Here is an 18,144-nt window from a genome sequence, read left to right on the forward strand (position 1 = left end):
CGCCGCGTCTTGGACGCGGCGGTTCATGCATGAAAGGGGCAGTGCGTGGGTTTCTTACGCGATTACGTGGCTACCCGTCGCGACGACCAGGAATTGGGTCGCGGCGTGTGGCGGCGTGCTCACGACCGTTTCCAGCGAGGTCTGGACCGGTACCACCAGATGTTGGAGGGCGTGACGGACCCCGATCTTCGCGCCGGGGCGATCCCGATCGCCAACGACCTCGCGGATCTGTTGCCGCGAGTGCGCCAGGTCTGTATGGAGGCCCACCGTCGCGCGCCGTCCGAAACACAGGACATCCCCGCGTCCAAAGGCGGTTATCTCTCGGACGTCCACCGCCAACTGTCCCGCAGCGGGAATGCCATGGCACAAACGGCGGAGGCGCTGACCATGGCGCGGTTCGCGGCGTCGTCGGCGAATTCGACGGACGAGGAAAGCAAAAGCGACCCGCGCGTTCAAGGAATCGAACGACGGGCCGCCAGCGTGCACGAATGCGTGGAGCAGGCAGAAGCCTTGCTGCGCGACTAGACCTTGCTGAGAGACTAGGCGGCGAGCTGCTGGGGCTGTGCCTCCTGGATGCGACGATTCCGGTAGTACTGCAGCGTGTCGAGTACGGCGGAATCCGTGGCGGCCGCGTGACGGCCGCGGCGGCGCTTCCGCACCGTGAACCACACCGAACGCACCGTGGTGATCAGGGCGAGCGTGGCAAAGAAGAGGACACCCACGGACAGGATGTTCTGTGAAACGGTGAGACTCACGCCTGCGAGTCCTGCGGCGGCTACGGGCATGGCCTGGGTGAGATCTACGCTATACATTGACGGCGGTACCTTCCTCTACTTCTACGTGGTGCCACGAGCCGGTCTGGCCCGTGAGGTGCTGGTGGACAGCCGCGACGAACGCGGACTGCAGGATCAGTGCATAAATCAGTTCGGGGAGTACGAGCGCCGCGGTGAAGCGGGCCTGCCAGCCGAGCTTCCACACTGTGACGGTGCGTTCCACGGCGAACACGGCGCCCACCGCGAGCCAGAACGGGTTCAGTGCGAACCAACCGAACACGAGTGACATGGCCGTGAGCGTCAGATACAGGGACATGAGCCCCACGGACAGGCAGAGCATGAGCTGCTGGCGCCAGTACGGGGCCGAGACGCGTGTGAAGCCGTAGGCGGTCACGTTCTGCAGAGCGCCCAGGTACCAGCGGCGGCGCTGCAGGAACAGCAGCTTGACCGACGGCATCATCTCGGTCGTGGACTCGCATTCGACCGGTGAGCACAAGCGGTACCCCACGGTCTTCAGATCCAGCGTTAGACGCATGTCCTCGGTGATGGAGCCCAGGTCGTAGTAACGACCGAAGTGCTCCTTGACCGCTTCCATGGCGTCCCAGCGGATCAATGCCGCGGTGCCGGAGAGTACGAAAGTCTGATCGGTGCGTTCGATCTGCTCCGCGTAGCGGGCCCATTCCAGACGCTGCATGTACTGCAGGTAGCCTTCCGGGTCCACACCACCGAAGACAGCTCCCACGGCACCCATTTTCGGGTCGCGCAGCCGCTCAAGGGCGATCTCGATGAATTGCGGTGCCAATTCGGTGTCCGCGTCCATGACCATCACATGCCGTGGGTTCATGGTCGAGACGACCTCGAGGGCCTGATTGAGCGCACCGGCCTTGCGGTGCGTGTTGTCGACACTCTCCATCACGTCCGCCCCCGCGGCCCGTGCGATCTCCACGGTGTTGTCCGTGGAGTTGTCGGAAACCACCAGAATACGATCCGGTGAATGTGTTTGATGTAACAAGGACGTGATGGTGCCTTGAATACTTTGTGCTTCGTTATGGGCAGGAATGATCGCAACGATCATGTTGGTGATCGGTCCTTCTACGTGTGATAAAGAGCGTAGAAGACTCTCAACCTCTCCCCAAGGTTTCTTACTGAAAGTCCACCGCACTCGCGCGTCCCCTGTGCGCTTTGAATCGCTGACCGAGAGCCCAATCCCCGTCAGTGTTCGTTATTAAGAGTATAGGCGCTGGTAGTGCACTAAAATCCACCCTGCTGGGGACAACGCCCCAGGTTACAGCAGCTTTTTGGGGGACAAGTATCAGATAATGCGTTGTTGTCTGGCTCGATCGATGGCCGCTGTCCGATTGTCCACATTGAGTTTGTTGTAGACGTGAACTAGATGCGTTTTCACGGTTGCCTCGGAGATGAACAATTGCTTTGCCATGCTGCGATTACTTGCACCGGTAGCCGCTAATTCAAGTATTTCAATTTCACGCGGCGATAAAGCCGATGCGGGTTTTGTGGTGCGCATCACTAATTGCGCGGTTACTTGTGGGGAAAGCACCGGGCGATTCGCGGCGGCGTCGAGAACTGCCTGGCGCAATGTTTCTTCCGGTGCGTCCTTCAACAGGTACCCGGTGGCCCCGGCTTCCAGTGCGGAGAGGATGTCCGACTGCGTGTCGTACGTGGTGAGGATCAGCACGGGAGGTCCGCCGGCGGCGCGAATGGCACGTGTCGCATCGATGCCCGTGGGCCCGGGGCCCATCTGGATGTCCATGACCACCACATCGATGTCGTCGTGGCGGGATCGCTGTTGAGCGGACAGCGCGTCCCGTGCCTCAGCCACCACGGTGATGTCCGGGAGACCTTCCAACACGGCCCGCAGTCCGGCACGCACCACGGGGTGATCGTCGACCAATAGGACTCGAGTGCTCATGATGATTCTCCGGAGAGGTCGTTGTCGGGGGAGCTCTGAGGTTCCGTGCTGTTGAGGGCGGGGTCAACAAGGCTGGACGCCGGATTCGGACGCGGCGGTTTCAAGGGAAGCCGCACGGTCACTGCGGTGCCGTCCCCGGGTGCGGACTCAACGGTGGCGATTCCACCGGCGGCCGTCACCCGTTCATGGAGGCCGGGCAAACCGAAACCGTTGGACCCGTCCCTGGGTGGCAGCCGATCCGGTGAGAAGCCCACACCGTTGTCGACCACGTCCACGCTCACCTCGTGGTCCCACCAGGAGAGGCTGGCCACGGCCTGGCGAGCGTGTGCGTGTGAGGCCACATTGGCCAGCAGAGTTTGCGCGGCGCGCAACAGCACCGTCTGCTGAGCGAACTCGGCCTGTCCCGCGCCGTCCTCAGTGAACGTCACGGTGAGATCTTCCCCGCGGGCGCGGGCCTGCTCCGTGGTTCGCTCGCTCAGCTGACGCAGCGCATCGGCCAACGGAACAGCCAGGGCCGGGGACGAGAGGTTGTGGACGAACCGCCGTGCCTCCGCCAGGTTCTCGGACGCCGCGGTCTCGATGGTGCCCAGCCGTTCATCGGTGCGCCGCATGTCTACCTCGGACAGGGACGACCTGGCGGCACGGGACATCAGGACGATCGACGAAAGCCCCTGAGCCAACGTGTCGTGGATTTCGCGGGCCAAGCGTTCACGTTCGGTGGCCTGGCCAGCGGCACGTTCGGTGCGGGCCAGTTCCGAACGTGTGTTTTCCAGCGCAGTCAACGTGCGCTGATACCGCAGCACGTCCTGATACATGGCCCGGTAGGAAGAAGCCATGATCACGGAGAACACCGCGCCCAGGGCGGGACCGTAGACCATGGCGGACGTGAACTCATCGGCACCGATGTGCAGCCGTTGGGACAGCACCACCACGCCCGTCATAACCACCACACAGGCCAGTGCGACGGCCCGCGGCAGTAGCAGCAGGAACAAGAAGAAGAGTGGGAACACCACGGAGATGAAGTCGACGCTCATGAGGACCAGGGCGCCCCACAGCACGGAGATCATCACGAGCCACGGAATCGCCAGGAATCGAGGATTTCGATCACTGCGACCGTGGGCGTACCGGTTCTCCCACACGGTGCCCACCAAGTACACGGCAGCCAGCAAGCACGCCAAGCACAGGGACCACGCGAACTTCATGGGCGGGTCCGAGGCCATCCGCAGCACGCCGAGCAACAACAGCCCCGCGAAACTCACGTGGAGGGCCAGCCGCAGTGCCCGCAGCACCTGGGCGGTCGAGGTCGTTTCCACCTGAGTCTGCCTTTCGTGCCGGTTCGCTGGTCTCAAAGCGAGGATGACGACGCCGCGGCGGCGTCGTCGGTCTCGCTAGCGCAGCATACGCGGCGAACCCGAGCGGCAGATCCACCAAAAGGTGGATTGTGCACTCAACTCAACGGCATCGGAAGGTCGCTCGGATGCGCGATGTGACGGCGAGGGATTTTCGGGAACCTGAAATGGAAGAAATCTGTCATGAAGGGACCGGAGGTACCTATGTTCGTCTCGGTGAGAGACATCGTTTTCGCCAAGGGGCGTGTAGCCCTGGTGGCGTCGGTGGTCGCGCTGATCACCATTCTCCTGATCATGTTGAGCGGGTTGACCAACGGATTGGGCAAGCAGAACACCGCCGCGTTGGAAACGCTGGACGCGCAGCGCATCGTGTTCGGTCCGGCCGAGGGTACGGAGGAAATGCCCTCGTTCACCACCTCGCAGATCACCCAGGAGCAGCTGGACGCCTGGACCGCGGAGCCCGCGGTTGAGCACGCCGAACCGCTCGTGGTCACGCTGACGCAGGTGGGCTCGGATTCAAAGGTAACCACCGGTGCCGTAATGGGCCTGCCCCAGGATTCGATGTTCGCGCAGAAGGTCGACCTGCTCGAAGGTCAGCACCGCCCCGACGACGGCCAGATCATGCTGTCGGAGTCCTATACGGAGGACCTGGGCATCGGCCTGGGTGACACCGTGGGTATTGGCGGCAAGGATCTTGAGGTCGTCGGGTTCGTTGCGGACGAGTTCTACAGCCACCTGCCCGTGGCGTGGCTGACCGATGCGGACGCCCTGGCGGTCGCTCATCAGCCCAGCGCCACCGTGGGGACCGAGATCATGGTCCAGTTCGCGGACGGCACCGATTCCGCTCAGATGGACGAGATCGCGACCAACCTGGACGGGCGGGTCGACACCATGACCCAGACGACCCGAGAGTCGTTCCAGGCCATCCCGTCCTATTCCTCCGAGAACGGCTCGCTCATGCTCATGCAGGCTTTCCTGTACGGGATCTCTGCGCTCGTGGTGATTTCGTTCATCACCGTGTGGACCGTTCAGCGCACCCGCGATGTAGCCGTACTGCGCGCACTGGGCGCCTCACGCGGGTACCTGGTGCGCGACTCCCTGGTGCAGGCCACGCTCGTGGTCGGCCTGGGCGTGATCATCGGCGCTCTCATGGGTGGCCTGATGGGCTGGCTCGTGGCCACGCAGGTCACCGCCGTTCCTTTCCTGTTCTCGCTGGCCGCCGTGGCCATTCCGGCGCTCGGCGTGCTGCTGCTGGGCATCGTGGGTTCGTTGCTCGCCGTACGCCGCGTTGCCAAAGTCGACCCCATGATTGCCCTGGGAGGTAACTGACATGTCCACCACCACTCACACCGCGCCCTGGAACGAGCAGGATCGTGCTGTGGCCGCGCCCGCTTTCGAGCTTCGCAACGTCACGCTGTCCTATCCGGACGGCAAGGGGCCCGACGGCGCTCCCCGCACCATCACCGCGCTCGACAACGTGTCCTTATCGGCCGTTCCCGGCACCATGACCGCGTTGACCGGCCCGTCGGGTTCGGGCAAGTCTTCCCTGTTGGCCGTGGCGTCCACGCTGTTGAAGCCGACTTCGGGTGAGGTGCTCATCGGCGAGACGTCCGTGGGAACACTGTCCGAGAAGGAACGCGCTCGCCTGCGCCGCAACGAGGTGGGCACCGTGTTCCAGCAGCCCAACTTGATTCCCTCGCTCAAGGCCGTGGACCAGTTGGTCGTGACCAGCCACATCCGCGGCGCTCGAGGTGCGGCCAAACGACAGGCTCGCGAACGGGCCCGGCAACTGCTCGAGCTGGTGGGCCTCGAGGACGCCGGGCGGCGCCGCCCGCACGAGCTCTCCGGTGGCCAGCGGCAGCGCGTGAACATTGCCCGCGCGCTCATGGGCGAACCCAAACTGCTTCTGGTGGACGAACCCACGTCCGCTCTGGACCAGCAGCGCTCGGCCGAGGTCATGCAACTGCTCAAGAACCTCACCCGCAAGTTCGACCTGGCCACCGTGGTGGTCACCCACGACCTGGAATTCGTGGACATGGCCGACCGCGAGGTCACCATGCTGGACGGCAAGCTGACCGTCTGATCGCAACTCACCTCGTGGGCGCGCTCCGGTCCGGAAAGGGACACCCCCCCGGGGCCAAGCGTGACCATCCGAGCGGAAGTCGCTCGGATACGAGAAAACCCCGGGAACCTGATCAGGTTCCCGGGGTTTTCTTCTGTTCGGAGCCACCTGCCGGAATCGAACCGGCGACCTATTCTTTACGAGGGAATTGCTCTACCGACTGAGCTAAGGTGGCGCAGCAGAACCGAGCACGGTTCAGATGCACCCAAGACAGTAGCAGACAACCCCGCTCAGGCCCCAATCGGCGGGGGTTTTCACCGCATCAGGCGTTCGCGTAGCGGTTCTCCGCCGGTGGCAGGCCCAGGCGCGCGCGCAGGGTGGATTGTTCGTCCGGTGACTCATCAGTGCCAACCAGCTCCGGGACCACCCCGGCGGCCGCGCGCACGGCCAGTTCCACGTCATAGGGGCCGGTCTCCAGGACGACGCCGCTCACTCCGACCTGAACCCACCTCGCCACGATTTCCGGGTCCAGAGCGTCTGCATCGGCGTCAATCACGGCGAGCACACACGCCGACGGGTTCCAGTCGAGAACCTTAACGGCCTCGGGGCCCACGGACTCCGCCGGCAGCAGCACCACGTCGGCCTGTTCCACCGCGCCCCGCAACGCCTCCAGAGGTGCGTCCGGTGTGTGTTCCACGAAGACCGGTAGATGTCCCTGCGTGGGACGGGGGACGATCGAGGGCCCCTTCACAGTGAATTCTTCACTCGCAGAATCGGTGCCACTGAAGTCCACGTAGTGCAGTTTGGAGCGGTCCACGAAACGACCCGTGGCCTGATCGCGGATCTCCGCGTCCGCCTCCCACGAGTCCCACAACCTACGGACCACGTCGATGACGTCCGCGGTTTCCGCCCAGGCGGGGTCTGCGGAAGGTGTGGCGCGCCGACCCACGTTGGCGGCGGCGTCGGCCCCCAGCGAGGGCGCGAACAAGACCCCGGCGCGGCCGTGCGTCGCCCAGTCCAGGGAGGCGCTCTCGGTGCCCATCAGGAACGGCTCGGTGTGAGTCGTGCGCAGGGTCGGCACGACTGCGATGCTCGAGGTCTGCGGGCCAAGCCACGCGGCGGTCTGCAGCGCAGACAAGCGGCCAGCGGCGGGCCCGGCCGCAGGCGCGGTGTCAAGATCGTCGTCGAGCAGCACGAAGGCCGCGCCGGCGGTCTCCGCGTCGAGGGCAGCCTGACGAACAGCGGCACCGGAGAAGTACTTGGCCGGATCTACACGGTCGATTCCCGGGCGAGGGGTAATGCGGGCGGCGATCACGAAGGATGGGGTGCTCATGTCAGGCCTCCTGACCGTTGGTTGCTGCGGCACGAACGTCGGCGCGTGCCTGCGACCACTCGGTCGCGGGGCGGTATTCGTTCAGCTCCATGGTGGCGCGCAGGGCGGGATCGTCTGAGGGATAGGAGTCCGGGTACACGCCCATCTCCTGCAAGCGAGGAATCACCGTGTCGACGAACTCGTCCAAGCCACCCGGGACCACGGTGGGGATCAGGATGAACCCGTCCGCAGCGCGTTCCTGGATGTACTGGTTCATCTTCCGTGCCACGGTGTCCGCCGAACCGACGAACGCGAAACGGGGAGATTCCCGTACCACCAGGTCACGAATGGACAGGTTCTCCGCCTGGGCGATCTCACGCCAGCGCTGTGCGGTGGCCACCGGGTCCTTGACGTGCTTAACGCGTCCCTGGGAGACCTCGGGGCCGTCCAACACGGGGTCGAAGTCGGGGAGCGGGCCGTCCGGATCGAAGGACGACAGGTCCGTGTTCCACACGCGTTCCAGGGTCGCGATTGCGGTGGCGCCCGAGTGCTGGGCATAGGCCTGCTCGCGGGCGCGTTCGGCGGCGTCGGCATCCGTATCGCCCAGGACGTAGGACACTCCGGGGTAGATGCGCAGGTCGTCCTCGGCGCGGCCGTACTTGGCCAGGCGGCTCTTGGTGTCCTTGTAGAAGGCCTTGCCGTCCTCGAGTTCGGAATGACGGGTGAAGATGACGTCCGCGGAACCGGCAGCGAATTCGCGCCCGGAATCCGAATCGCCCGCCTGGAAGATCACGGGATGAACCTGCGGGCTGCGGGGCACGTCGAAGCGCCCGGAGATGTCGAAGAACTCGCTGCGGTGTTCGTACGCACCGGCGGTGTCGTCCGCGTCCTGTGCGGAGGCGGGCCAGGATTCCCAGAGCGTGCGAGCGGCGTCGATGAAGTCCTCGGCCCGCTCATAGCGCTGGGGGTAGGGGAGGTAGCCGCCGCGGCGGAAGTTCTCACCCGTGAAAGCATCGGGGCTGGTCACCACGTTCCACGCAGCGCGGCCACCCGAGAGGTGATCGAGAGTCGCGAACTGGCGTGCCAGTTCGTACGGTTCGTGGAAGGTTGCGGTCAGCGTTCCGGCCAAGCCAATCCGTTCGGTGGCTCCGGCCACGGCGGACAGCACCGTGAGGGTGTCCGGCCGGCCCATGACATCAAGGTCGTAGATCTTGCCGTTCATCTCGCGCAACCGCAGGCCCTCGGCCAGGAACAGGAAATCCATGAGGCCGCGCTCGGCGGTCTGCGCCATGTGAATGAACGAATCCACCGCGATGTGACTTTCGCTGCGCGGATCCGACCAGATCGTGTTGTTGTTGACGCCCGGAAAATGCGCCGCCAGGTGAACTCTGCGCGGTGAGCTGCTCATGACCTACCCTCTAGTCGACTTCGGTCCCGGACACGGTCGAGCGACCGGGCACTCCCGTCCATGGTGCCGCCGCTGCCGCGGAAGATGCCAACCGGCTGACTTGATTCTTCACACGCTGTCACAGAGCGTCACGCCGACCTGCGCGCCCAGGGCAGGCGGGGATAGCGTGACAAGTACTGTCCGCAGTGCCCGCCCGCAGCGCGTGCACGCAACGATCTGGAGGTCACCGGTGGACTCACGCAGCGTCACGTTCGTGGGCGGGGGTCCGCGCGCGGCCATGGTTCTGGAGCGCATCACCGCCAACTACCCGGACGACGCCGCTCCGCTCACCGTTCACGTGGTGGAACCGTTCGAGCCCGGTGCGGGTCGGATCTGGCGATACGACCAATCACCCTTGCTCAAGCTCAACTCCATGGCGCAGGACATCACGATGTTCACGGACGCTTCGGTGGAATGCGAAGGACCGGCTCGCGAAGGTCCCACGTTGTTGGAATGGTGCCATGCCGTCATCGCCGGCGAGATCACCGATCACCGGATCACCGACCCGGAGATCATGCATCAGGTCCGTGAGTTGGGGCCGGAGAGTTTCCCGACGAGACAACTGCAATCGATTTATTTGGGATGGTTCTATCGCCGGACCGCGGAGTTGGCGGCTGATAACGTGCGCGTGAAAACCCACCGCGGCATGGTCACCTCCGTGACAGAGAGCGCGAACGGCCACGTGGTGGAGCTCGACTCGGGCGACACCATCGCCACGGACGCCGTGGTCTACACGGTGGGGCACACGGACAGCATGGGCTCCAACACTCAACTCACCCGCGAACGCACGGCCGGTGCCCGCGGCGGCTTCTACGCCCCGCCGGCCTACACGAACGACGTCGACTACTCCGCCGTTCGCCCCGGAGACCGCGTGATCGTGACCGGCATGGGACTGGCCTTCATCGACCTCATGGTGCTGCTGTACGAGGGCCGCGGCGGTCACTTCGAAACCTTGGGCGAGCGGGTCGACGGTCAGCCCCGCGAGGGGATTCGCGACGGCGGTCCGCTCAGCTACGTGGCGTGCGGCCAGGAACCTCAGCTCTACGTTGGGTCCCGACGCGGGGTTCCGTACCACAGCAAGATCACCTCCGTACTTTCGGTCGATTCCGAGCCCCTGCAGTTCATCACCCCGGAAATCGTCACCCGATTGTTGGAGCAGCACAGCACCCTCAACTTCCACGAGCATCTGTGGCCGCTCATCAATCAGGAACTCGGCTACCACGTGTATCGCGAGCTGATCGTGGGTCATCCCGAGCGCGCACGGATGAGCTGGGAGGAATTTGCCCCGGCCTACCGCGCGGCTCACTGGGGGAGCAACGAACTGCACCAGTTGGTCCGGAAGGCCATCCCCGACTCCCGCTACCGCGTGGACCTCGCCTCGATCGACCGGCCCTTCGACGACATGTTCTTCGAGGACACGCAGCAGGTCCAGGACGCCCTGGTACGCTACATCGAACGCGACCTGACCCTGCGGACCCACCCGGACCACTCAGAGACCCAGGCTCTGTTTCTTGCGCTGTTGCGCACCTACATGGAAATCGGACGACTGGTGCCGTTGGAACACCTGGACGACGAGTCACAGCGGCTCGTTCCCGGTTGGTGGCACGGGTTCTTCAGCTTTGTGGATTCCGGACCTCCGGCCCACCGGTTGCAAGAACTACTGGCGTTGCACCGTGCCGGGTTCATCACGTTCCTGGGCCCCGACCTTGAAATCACCACCGCGCACCCGGACGCCCCCGAGGGTACTCCTGCGTTCCGGGCGCGCTCGCGGGCCGGTGGCGCGGACGTCTCCGCCAACAGCTGGATCGAAGCACGGCTACCCGCACCCACGGTGGTCTCCTCCGCGGACCCGGCCCTGCACCAGGTGCACTCGAGTGGAGCGGGGGTCGAGCAGAACTTCGAAACCGAGGACGGCGCGACCGTCAGCACCGGAAAACTTGTCGTGGAGTCCACCGGCCACGTGGTCGATCGCGCGGGAGATGTCCGACCCACCGTGTTCGCCGCGGGCCATTTCACCTCGGCGTGGAACGTGGGGGCATTTGCGCGCCCGAACTCCAATTCCGCACCTTTCCGGCAGTGCGATGCACTGGCTCGGACGGTATTGACCGCGCTGGGGTTACCGGTGGTTCCAGCCACCTGATCTCGATGCAACCCCCGCGCGTCCGGGGTGCAGGATCCGGGTAAACGGCGATCGTGTCCTCAGCGCTGCCACCGAACCAGCGGCCTGGGCGAGGGCGCTATGCGCTACCGCACGTGGCGCCCTCGTCAGGCACCGCACCCGAGACGAGGTAGGTATCCACGGCGTCCTTGATGCACGAGTCACCGGACACGTACGCGGTGTGACCCCATCCGTCGTTGGTCAGGAGCCGTGCGTTGCCGAGCTTCTCGACCAGGGCTTCGGACCATGCGTACGGGGTAGCGGGGTCGTGGGTCGTGCCCACCACGAGCAGTGGCTGATCGGTATCTGCGGCGTAGGAATCGAGTGGCTCCACGGGCTCGTCCGGCCAGCCCTGACATGCGGCATCGCCGTAGCTGAGGTAGGGACCGAACGTTGGGGCTTCCCGCTCCATCGTCTGTGCGGCCTCTGCCATGTCCTGCTCCGAGACATTGCGCGAGACGGTGTCCAGGCAATTAACCGCAGTGAAGGCCTCGGACACGTTGGACGTGTACTCGCCGGAGGAGTTGCGGCCGTGGTTGGAATCCGAGTAGCTCAAGAGCTCGTTGAAGTTTCCGTCGAAGGCCTTGTCGAGGGCGGAGTTCAGTTGCGGATAGGACGCCGTGGAGTACAGCGGCACCAGGATGCCCTCCACCGCGTTCACCGGGGTGATGCGACGCCCGTCGGACACGGTGATTTCCTCTTCGGCGACCTTGGCGAGCAAGTCCTGGATCTTCTTCATGCCGGCATCCACGCCGTCGTTGCCGACCACGCATTGGTTGTTGGTTTCCTGGCAGTCTTCGACCCAGTGCCGGAGGTTGTCCTCGAAGCCCTTGGCCTGATCGAGTGTCACGGCGCGTTCGTCCATGGTGGGGTCCACCCCGCCGTCCAGTACGAAACGGCCGGTGCGCTGCGGGAACAGGCTCGCGTAGGTGGCGCCGATCTCGGTGCCGTAGGAGAAGCCCAGGTAGTGGGTGGCCGGCTGATCGAAGACGGCACGCATCACGTCCAGGTCCTTGGCCACGGACTGAGTGTCCATGTGGGAGACCACCGGGGACGACTTCTCCTTGCACTTGGTCCCGATCTCCGCGTAGGTGGCGCGCATGTCCGCCACTGTCTCGGACCCCGGATCGAACGCGGGTTCGGCCCGCCACTCGTCCATCTCCTGATCGGTCAGGCACTCGATGCCGTCCGATCGGTCCACGCCGCGGGGGTCGAAGCCCACGATGTCGTAGTTGTCGCGCACGGAGGCGGACGCAAAGAACCCGGCGGACAACATCATGTCCACCCCCGAGCCACCCGGTCCGCCGGGATTGAGGAACAGGGTTCCCTGGGGGTCATCCTCCGAAGACGACAAACGAGAAACCTCCACGAACGTGTCTCCGGCACCCGGGTTCGCATAATCCACGGGAACGATCACTCGCGCGCAGTCGAGGTTCTCGGCGGCGTCCTGATCTTCCGGGGGGTAGTCACATTCGCCCCATGACAGGTCCTGGTTGTAGTAAGTGGCCAACGCGGCATCGGTTCCCGCGGTGACGTTCGGATCAGCCTCGGACGTTGCCGCTGGCTCGGAGTCTTGGCCCGACTGAGGCGCACAACCGGTCAGGGCGAGAGCCGCTACGGCAACGGAAGCGGCCAGCGAACGGGCCGTGCGAGTACGAGTCACGAGTTTCCTTTCGGTACCGCTCAGACGAGCGAGACCATCATGGCTTCGAAGGCCAGCTGCGCACTGACGTTGGTGCGGATCCTGTCCCTGGTCTCACTGATCACGTCGATACGCTCCAGGGTCTGCTCCGCGCTGCTGTTGCCCGCGTAGTCGTGGATGTCGCCGCTCAGATGCTGATTGATCAACTCGGTCCCGGTGTGGAGCTGCACGCTGAGCACGTCTCGGTAGAACGTGGTGAGGTCGATCAGGAATCGGTCCAGTGTGTCCGTCTGGATTCGGCGGGAACGCCGTTTCTGATCGGCCTCCAAGCGGTTGAGGGCACCGCGGATCGCGGGCGGCATCCGACCGGATTCCGGGGCACCGAGGGCCACGAGCAGCTGCGCGCGCTCTTCGTCGTTACGGGCCTCGGCGTTGGCAGCCGATTCGTCCACTGCCAATCTGTGTAGCCGGTCCGCCGCGCGAACGGCCTGGGTAACACCGCGCATGTTCAGCGGCAGGGACACCACTTCTTGGCGGCGCGTGCGGGCATCGTCGTAGAGGGCCAATCGCGTAGCAATGCCCACGTGGCACTGGGCCAAGCGTGCGCACTCGATAGCGCGTTCCTGGTTCACCTTGTGCCGGCTGACCAGCAACTGCGCGACGTCCTGAGCGGACGGCACCTTGAGCGTCACCGGGCGGCAGCGCGAACGGATGGTGACCAGGACGTCCATGGGGGAGGGCGCACACAACAACCAGATGGTGTGCGGCGGCGGTTCTTCGATGGCTTTAAGCATCACGTTGGACGTGCGCTCGGTCATCCGGTCCGCGTCCTCTACGATCATCACGCGCCACTGGCCCACGGAGGGCCGGTCCTGGGCTTTGACCACGAGCTCGCGGGCCTCATCGATGCTGATCTGGGGATTCTCCGTGACGAAATGCATCACATCAGCGTGCGACCCCGCAAAGGCAGTGCGGCACGAGTGGCATTCACCGCAGCCGGTTCCGTGGTCGCACAACAGTGCCGCGGCCAGCGCTCGCGCGGCCGTGGAACGCCCCGATCCCGGAGGGCCGGTGAACAGCCACGCGTGGGTGGGGTTGTTGTCCCGGGCGGCGCGTTCGAGCTGTTCCACCACGTGGTGCTGACCCACGAGCTGATCCCACACGGTCATGAGAGCACCTCCGTGAGTCGCTCGAGAATTCGGTCGGTGATGACTTGGACCGGCTGATCGGCGGCGAGTACCAAATACCGCTTTGGCGCGGTCGCGGCGAGATCCCGGAAGGCCTGATTGACCACGGTGTGGAAGATGCGGTCCTCGCCCTCCATGCGATCGGCGGCGAGGCCGCGGTCGGTGCGGCGGCTTTCCGCCACTGAGGTGTCCACGTCCAGCAGGACGGTAAGGTCCGGGGTCAGTCCGCGCAATGCCCACTCGTTGAGCTCCTGCACGTTCTCCACCCCCAAGCCACGGGCCGCACCCTGGTAGGCCACGGAGGAATCCACGAACCGGTCGGAAATCACCACGTCACCACGATCGATGGCGGGGCGGATGAAGCGGTTCACATGATCCGCGCGGGCGGAAGCGAACAACAACGCTTCCGTGTACGCATCCACCGGAGCGTGGGCGGGATCGAGCACCAGTCCGCGCACGGATTCGGCCAGGGGAGTGCCCCCGGGTTCGCGCGTGCGGATCACGGTACGTCCCTGGGATTCGAGGGCGCGCGCCACCGCTTGGACCTGGGTGGATTTCCCAGCCCCGTCCCCGCCTTCGAAGACGATCAGTGCACCGCGCGCAGTCTCATTCACGCGCTCAACTGTACCGAGCGGGACCGACAGGCTGTACGTGGAACTCCCTGGGTGCAGTGCGAGTCTCACGGCGCTGGCGCATTACCCTGGAACCATGCGTAAAGACACCGTGGTCGTCTCCGGCGGCCGTCCAGCCCACGAGCACGACGCTCCCGTGAACCCGTCCGTCGTTCTCACATCCACCTATCGGGGTGCCGGTGACCTGAACGACCGGGACCGCACATACGCGCGGTTCACCAACCCCACGTGGGAAGCGTTCGAGGAGGTCCTCGCCAATCTTGAGGAGGCCCCGGTTCCGGCGCTTGCCTACGCCTCCGGAATGGCCGCGGTTGCTTCCGTGCTCACGCTGGTGCCCGTGGGTGGCACCCTGGTGATGCCGCAGCATTGCTACCAGGGCACCCTTCAGCTGGCCCACCGCCTCGAGGAGCGCGGGATTTTCTCGGTGCGCACCGTGGACGTCGCGGACACCGAGGCCACCATCGCCGCCATTCAGGGCGCGGACGTCCTGTGGTTGGAGAGCCCCACCAACCCCATGCTCGAGGTCGCCGATCTGCCCGCGGTCCTCGCCGCGGCTCGCGAGGCGGGCGTGCTCTCGTGCGTGGACAACACCTTTGCCACGCCGCTACTGCAGCGCCCGCTCACCCTCGGTGCGGATCTCGTGGTGCATTCGGTCACCAAATACTTGGCCGGTCATTCCGACGTCGTTCTGGGCGCCGTGGTCTGCTCGACCCCCGAATTGCGCGCGAACCTCAAGAAACAGCGCTCGCTCGAGGGCGCCATCCCCGGCCCTTTCGAAGCCTGGCTCGCGTTGCGTGGGGTGCGCACACTGTCGGTGCGGCTCGAGCGTTCAATGGCCAGCGCGGCGGAACTGGCGCGTCGACTCGGCGATCATCCCGCCGTGGCGGAGGTCCGCTATCCCGGACTGCCCGACGATCCCGGGCACGAGCGCGCCGCGGCCCAGATGGACGGCGGTTTCGGCTCGATCATCTCGGTCGTCCCACACGCCGACGTCGCCGCGACCCAGGCGCTCGTGGAGGGCCTGCGTGTGTGGACCCCAGCCACGTCCCTGGGAGGCGTCGAATCCCTGGTGGAGCGGCGTCGTCGTCATCACGACGAACCGGACACCGTGCCGGACACTCTGTTGCGGCTGTCCGTGGGAATTGAGAACGTGGATGACTTGTGGGAGGACCTGAAAGCGGGTCTGGACGAACTGGTAGATCGGTAGACTGACAACGTGACATCAATCCCCTGGGCCATTGCACTGGCCAGCTACCTGGACTATGCCATCACTCTGGTGGTGGCCGCACTGAGCCTCATGGCCGTACTGGACTGCGTGCGCCGTTCCGCGCCGCAGTTCGAACGCGCCTGGAAGCGGACCAAGACTTTCTGGCTCGCGTTGACCGCCGGCGCTGCCGTGGTGAGCGTCCTGAGTGCCGTGTTCTCCACCCTGGCGTTGTTCAGCAACGGATTCCCGGGCCAGGGTTCGCTGATCCTCATGTTGATCGCCGCGACGATCTCCGGCGTGTACCTGGCCGATGTGAAACCCGCCGTGTCCAGCGAGTCCGGCAACCCCGGTTACTGGTAGGCCATCAGCGTCAACGACTACAGACCCCGGTCATGAGTGAGCGATGCTCCCTCGAGACCGGGGTCTTCGTCATCCCGCCGAGTACTAGTACGTGCTGACGAGGGCCGTGACCTAATTGAGACAAATTATGGCCATATGGTCAGTGTGGATCACGTACAAACACCCTAGAGTGAATTGATATACATTTCTCATAGTTAAAGGTATTTAATGCGTTGGCTCATTTTAGTGTTGATAGTTTTTGTCGCTTTGGTGGTGACCTGGCAAGTCGATGCTCGCGGCGGCGATCAGTTTGCCGCCATTGCCTATCCTGCAATCATCCTTTTTACCGCGATATCCACGCTATTTCTCAAATATTCGGTATTCCTCAAGAAGGACGATGCCACGAACCGTAGGGCCTCTCGTCGCTGACGGCCCTTGAAATCACCTACTGCTCGTGGAGCGTCTCCGCAGGGCTGGCTGCGTGCGCAACCGGGGCAAGTCTCGACGTCTGGACCGACGGCAACAGGAAGGCCAATGACCAATTGACATGGTCGGTGCAATAGTAAAATACTGAATAGCGGCGTCTTTGCTGGCCGTATTCTAGTTGGTTATCTTAGTCGATAACCGGCCCTTCACAAATGAGCATGGGTAGCGGGGTGCGCGGGGACGTTCCGGAGCGCGTGTTGTGGGGTCTGGGTAGAGGTCGAGGCCTCCAGGATGGGTAGCGACCAAGCAACCTGATCCTTGAAGGCCTCGATGTGTCTCATGCTATCTGCGCACCCGCGTGCGCGCTCTTCGACCTGACCGACGTCCACGTCCTGACGGTGGAACGCGGGCCACGCTCGTTCACCGTGGTGGCGGAAACCGCCTCATCGCTGGCGGGCTGCCCAGGATGCGGGGTGCTCGCCACCGGTCACGGCCGGCGGGAGGTCCTGCTCCACGATCTGCCGTGTGCCGGAGTGCCCGTGCGGGTGCTGTGGCGCAAGCGGATCCTCCGGTGCCGGGAGGATGCCTGCGAGATCTCGACGTTCAGCGAGGTCCACGAACTCGCCGCGCCACGGGCCAAGCTCACCACCCGCGCGATCGCCTGGGCGGTGACGCAGCTGCGCTCCCACGACATCGCAGTCTCGGCCCTGGCCGAGATGCTCGGGGTCGCCTGGAACACCGTCTGGCACGCGATCGTCCCCGTCATCGAGACCCAGCTGATAGCCGAGGACCGGCTGGCCGGGGTCAACGCCTTGGGCGTCGACGAGCACGTCTGGCGCCATGTGGGTCCGCCCGGCACCGGGCTGGTCACCGGCATCGTGGATCACTCCCGCGGTGAGGACGGCCGTCCCCGGGCGAGGTTGCTGGACCTGGTGCCCGGGCGCACGGGGGCGGCCTACGGCGACTGGCTTGCTACCCAGGGGCCGGGGTTCACGAGCGGGATCCGCACGGCGACGCTGGACCCGTTCCACGGCTACGCCAACGCGATCCGCGACGAGCTCCCGGAGGCGATCACCGTCCTGGACGCCTTCCACGTGGTGAAGCTCGGTGGGCAGGTCGTGGACGAGGTGCGTCGCCGCGTGCAGCAGGACACCCTCGGCCACCGAGGCCGGGCCGGGGACCCTCTCTACGGGATCCGCCGTACCTTGCAGATCGGCGCCGAGCACCTCACCGCCAAGCAGATCACCCGGCTCAACGCGAAGCTGGTGGCTGGGGACCCGCACCATGAGGTGACCCTGGCCTGGCACTGCTACCAGAAGCTGCGCGCCGTCTACCACGCCCGCCCCGAGCACGGGCGCCGGCTCGTCGCCGAGGTCCTCGATGCGTTCCCCACCTGCCCGATTCCGGAGGTCGCCCGGCTCGGCCGCACTCTGCGGCGGTGGAAGGCCGCGATCCTGGCCTACTTCGACACCGCCGGGGCCTCGAACGGGCCCACCGAGGCCGTGAACGGGGTGATCGAGACGATGCGCAGGGTCGCCCGCGGGTTCCGGAACTTCGAGAACTACCGTCTACGCGCCCTGCTCGCCGCCGGCGGACACCGGCCGTGGAGAAAGACACCTACCCATGCTCATTTGTGAAGGGCCCGATAACCCACGTTCGAAACCTCTTCTATTCCCGGTA

Annotated in this window: 17 protein-coding genes and 1 tRNA gene; 8 read left to right on the forward strand and 10 right to left on the reverse strand. The window is 65.0% G+C overall.

What is annotated here, in order from left to right:
* The first annotated feature begins 45 nt into the window (after window positions 1-45).
* Complete coding sequence (locus CKW39_RS09115) at window positions 46-525, forward strand: hypothetical protein (protein ID WP_095797809.1); 480 nt, start codon at window positions 46-48, stop codon at window positions 523-525.
* A gap of 14 nt (window positions 526-539) precedes the next feature.
* On the opposite strand, the gene CKW39_RS09120 is transcribed toward CKW39_RS09115, so the two are convergent.
* From CKW39_RS09120 to CKW39_RS09135, 4 genes are all read right to left on the reverse strand, one after another.
* Entirely contained in the window at window positions 540-812 is a 273-nt protein-coding gene (locus tag CKW39_RS09120) for a hypothetical protein (RefSeq protein ID WP_095797810.1), read from the reverse strand.
* Window positions 805-1,848: a glycosyltransferase family 2 protein gene (locus CKW39_RS09125; protein WP_095797811.1), complete on the reverse strand. Its 1,044-nt coding sequence runs from the start codon at window positions 1,846-1,848 to the stop codon at window positions 805-807. The genes CKW39_RS09120 and CKW39_RS09125 overlap by 8 nt, the downstream gene beginning before the upstream one ends.
* Before the next feature lie 237 nt (window positions 1,849-2,085).
* A complete protein-coding gene (locus tag CKW39_RS09130) occupies window positions 2,086-2,703 on the reverse strand; it encodes a response regulator transcription factor (RefSeq protein WP_095797812.1) in 618 nt (205 codons plus the stop codon).
* Window positions 2,700-4,016: a sensor histidine kinase gene (locus tag CKW39_RS09135; protein ID WP_095797813.1), complete on the reverse strand. Its 1,317-nt coding sequence runs from the start codon at window positions 4,014-4,016 to the stop codon at window positions 2,700-2,702. The genes CKW39_RS09130 and CKW39_RS09135 overlap by 4 nt, the downstream gene beginning before the upstream one ends.
* A gap of 219 nt (window positions 4,017-4,235) precedes the next feature.
* Between CKW39_RS09135 and CKW39_RS09140 the strand changes: the two genes are divergently transcribed.
* Together CKW39_RS09140 and CKW39_RS09145 are read left to right on the forward strand one after the other, a co-directional pair.
* Window positions 4,236-5,381, forward strand: a complete 1,146-nt coding sequence (locus tag CKW39_RS09140) for an ABC transporter permease (protein WP_254049348.1) — start codon at window positions 4,236-4,238, stop codon at window positions 5,379-5,381.
* 1 nt (window position 5,382) lies between these two features.
* Window positions 5,383-6,135 carry an ABC transporter ATP-binding protein gene (locus tag CKW39_RS09145; protein ID WP_095797815.1) on the forward strand — a complete coding sequence of 251 codons (753 nt, stop codon included), beginning with the start codon at window positions 5,383-5,385 and terminating at the stop codon, window positions 6,133-6,135.
* A gap of 141 nt (window positions 6,136-6,276) precedes the next feature.
* Here the strand turns inward: CKW39_RS09145 and CKW39_RS09150 are convergent.
* From CKW39_RS09150 to CKW39_RS09160, 3 genes are all read right to left on the reverse strand, one after another.
* Window positions 6,277-6,349 (reverse strand) — tRNA-Thr (locus tag CKW39_RS09150).
* An 87-nt stretch (window positions 6,350-6,436) separates the two neighbouring features.
* Window positions 6,437-7,447, reverse strand: coding sequence for an LLM class flavin-dependent oxidoreductase (locus CKW39_RS09155; protein ID WP_095797816.1), 1,011 nt, complete (start codon window positions 7,445-7,447; stop codon window positions 6,437-6,439).
* Between the two features lies 1 nt (window position 7,448).
* A complete protein-coding gene (locus CKW39_RS09160; protein WP_095797817.1) occupies window positions 7,449-8,834 on the reverse strand; it encodes an NtaA/DmoA family FMN-dependent monooxygenase in 1,386 nt (461 codons plus the stop codon).
* Window positions 8,835-9,063: 229 nt separating this feature from the next.
* On the opposite strand from CKW39_RS09160, the gene CKW39_RS09165 reads away from it, so the two are divergent.
* Entirely contained in the window at window positions 9,064-11,013 is a 1,950-nt protein-coding gene (locus CKW39_RS09165; protein ID WP_254049349.1) for an FAD/NAD(P)-binding domain-containing protein, read from the forward strand.
* 97 nt (window positions 11,014-11,110) lie between these two features.
* Here the strand turns inward: CKW39_RS09165 and CKW39_RS09170 are convergent, their stop codons facing one another.
* The 3 genes from CKW39_RS09170 to tmk are packed head-to-tail and all read right to left on the reverse strand — an operon-like array spanning window position 11,111 to window position 14,474.
* Window positions 11,111-12,694 carry an alpha/beta hydrolase gene (locus tag CKW39_RS09170; RefSeq protein ID WP_095797819.1) on the reverse strand — a complete coding sequence of 528 codons (1,584 nt, stop codon included), beginning with the start codon at window positions 12,692-12,694 and terminating at the stop codon, window positions 11,111-11,113.
* 20 nt (window positions 12,695-12,714) lie between these two features.
* Complete coding sequence (locus CKW39_RS09175; protein ID WP_095797820.1) at window positions 12,715-13,842, reverse strand: DNA polymerase III subunit delta'; 1,128 nt, start codon at window positions 13,840-13,842, stop codon at window positions 12,715-12,717.
* A complete protein-coding gene (gene tmk / locus CKW39_RS09180; RefSeq protein WP_095797821.1) occupies window positions 13,839-14,474 on the reverse strand; it encodes a dTMP kinase in 636 nt (211 codons plus the stop codon). The genes CKW39_RS09175 and tmk overlap by 4 nt, the downstream gene beginning before the upstream one ends.
* 94 nt (window positions 14,475-14,568) lie before the next feature.
* Between tmk and CKW39_RS09185 the strand changes: the two genes are divergently transcribed.
* From CKW39_RS09185 to CKW39_RS09200, 4 genes are all read left to right on the forward strand, one after another.
* Entirely contained in the window at window positions 14,569-15,699 is a 1,131-nt protein-coding gene (locus CKW39_RS09185) for a PLP-dependent aspartate aminotransferase family protein (RefSeq protein WP_095797822.1), read from the forward strand.
* Window positions 15,700-15,708: 9 nt separating this feature from the next.
* Window positions 15,709-16,059 (forward strand): DUF2516 family protein, encoded by a 351-nt coding sequence (locus CKW39_RS09190; RefSeq protein WP_016997030.1) that lies wholly within the window; start codon window positions 15,709-15,711, stop codon window positions 16,057-16,059.
* A 207-nt stretch (window positions 16,060-16,266) separates the two neighbouring features.
* Window positions 16,267-16,467 (forward strand): hypothetical protein, encoded by a 201-nt coding sequence (locus CKW39_RS09195; RefSeq protein ID WP_095797823.1) that lies wholly within the window; start codon window positions 16,267-16,269, stop codon window positions 16,465-16,467.
* A 329-nt stretch (window positions 16,468-16,796) separates the two neighbouring features.
* On the forward strand, window positions 16,797-18,101 hold the full coding sequence (locus tag CKW39_RS09200) for an ISL3 family transposase (protein ID WP_173674302.1): 1,305 nt from the start codon (window positions 16,797-16,799) through the stop codon (window positions 18,099-18,101).
* Window positions 18,102-18,144 lie beyond the last annotated feature (43 nt).

It is taken from the genome of Kocuria sp. WRN011 (genome assembly GCF_002295155.1).
GTDB lineage: Bacteria > Actinomycetota > Actinomycetes > Actinomycetales > Micrococcaceae > Kocuria > Kocuria carniphila.

Excerpts from the sequence above, each read along its gene's own strand:
- CKW39_RS09120 (WP_095797810.1), bottom strand. The coding sequence starts at position 812 with ATGTATAGCGTAGATCTCACCCAGGCCATGCCCGTAGCCGCCGCAGGA.
- CKW39_RS09125 (WP_095797811.1), bottom strand. The coding sequence starts at position 1,848 with ATGATCGTTGCGATCATTCCTGCCCATAACGAAGCACAAAGTATTCAA.
- CKW39_RS09130 (WP_095797812.1), bottom strand. The coding sequence starts at position 2,703 with ATGAGCACTCGAGTCCTATTGGTCGACGATCACCCCGTGGTGCGTGCC.
- CKW39_RS09140 (WP_254049348.1), top strand. The coding sequence starts at position 4,236 with ATGAAGGGACCGGAGGTACCTATGTTCGTCTCGGTGAGAGACATCGTT.
- CKW39_RS09145 (WP_095797815.1), top strand. The coding sequence starts at position 5,383 with ATGTCCACCACCACTCACACCGCGCCCTGGAACGAGCAGGATCGTGCT.
- CKW39_RS09155 (WP_095797816.1), bottom strand. The coding sequence starts at position 7,447 with ATGAGCACCCCATCCTTCGTGATCGCCGCCCGCATTACCCCTCGCCCG.
- CKW39_RS09160 (WP_095797817.1), bottom strand. The coding sequence starts at position 8,834 with ATGAGCAGCTCACCGCGCAGAGTTCACCTGGCGGCGCATTTTCCGGGC.
- CKW39_RS09175 (WP_095797820.1), bottom strand. The coding sequence starts at position 13,842 with ATGACCGTGTGGGATCAGCTCGTGGGTCAGCACCACGTGGTGGAACAG.
- CKW39_RS09185 (WP_095797822.1), top strand. The coding sequence starts at position 14,569 with ATGCGTAAAGACACCGTGGTCGTCTCCGGCGGCCGTCCAGCCCACGAG.
- CKW39_RS09195 (WP_095797823.1), top strand. The coding sequence starts at position 16,267 with ATGCGTTGGCTCATTTTAGTGTTGATAGTTTTTGTCGCTTTGGTGGTG.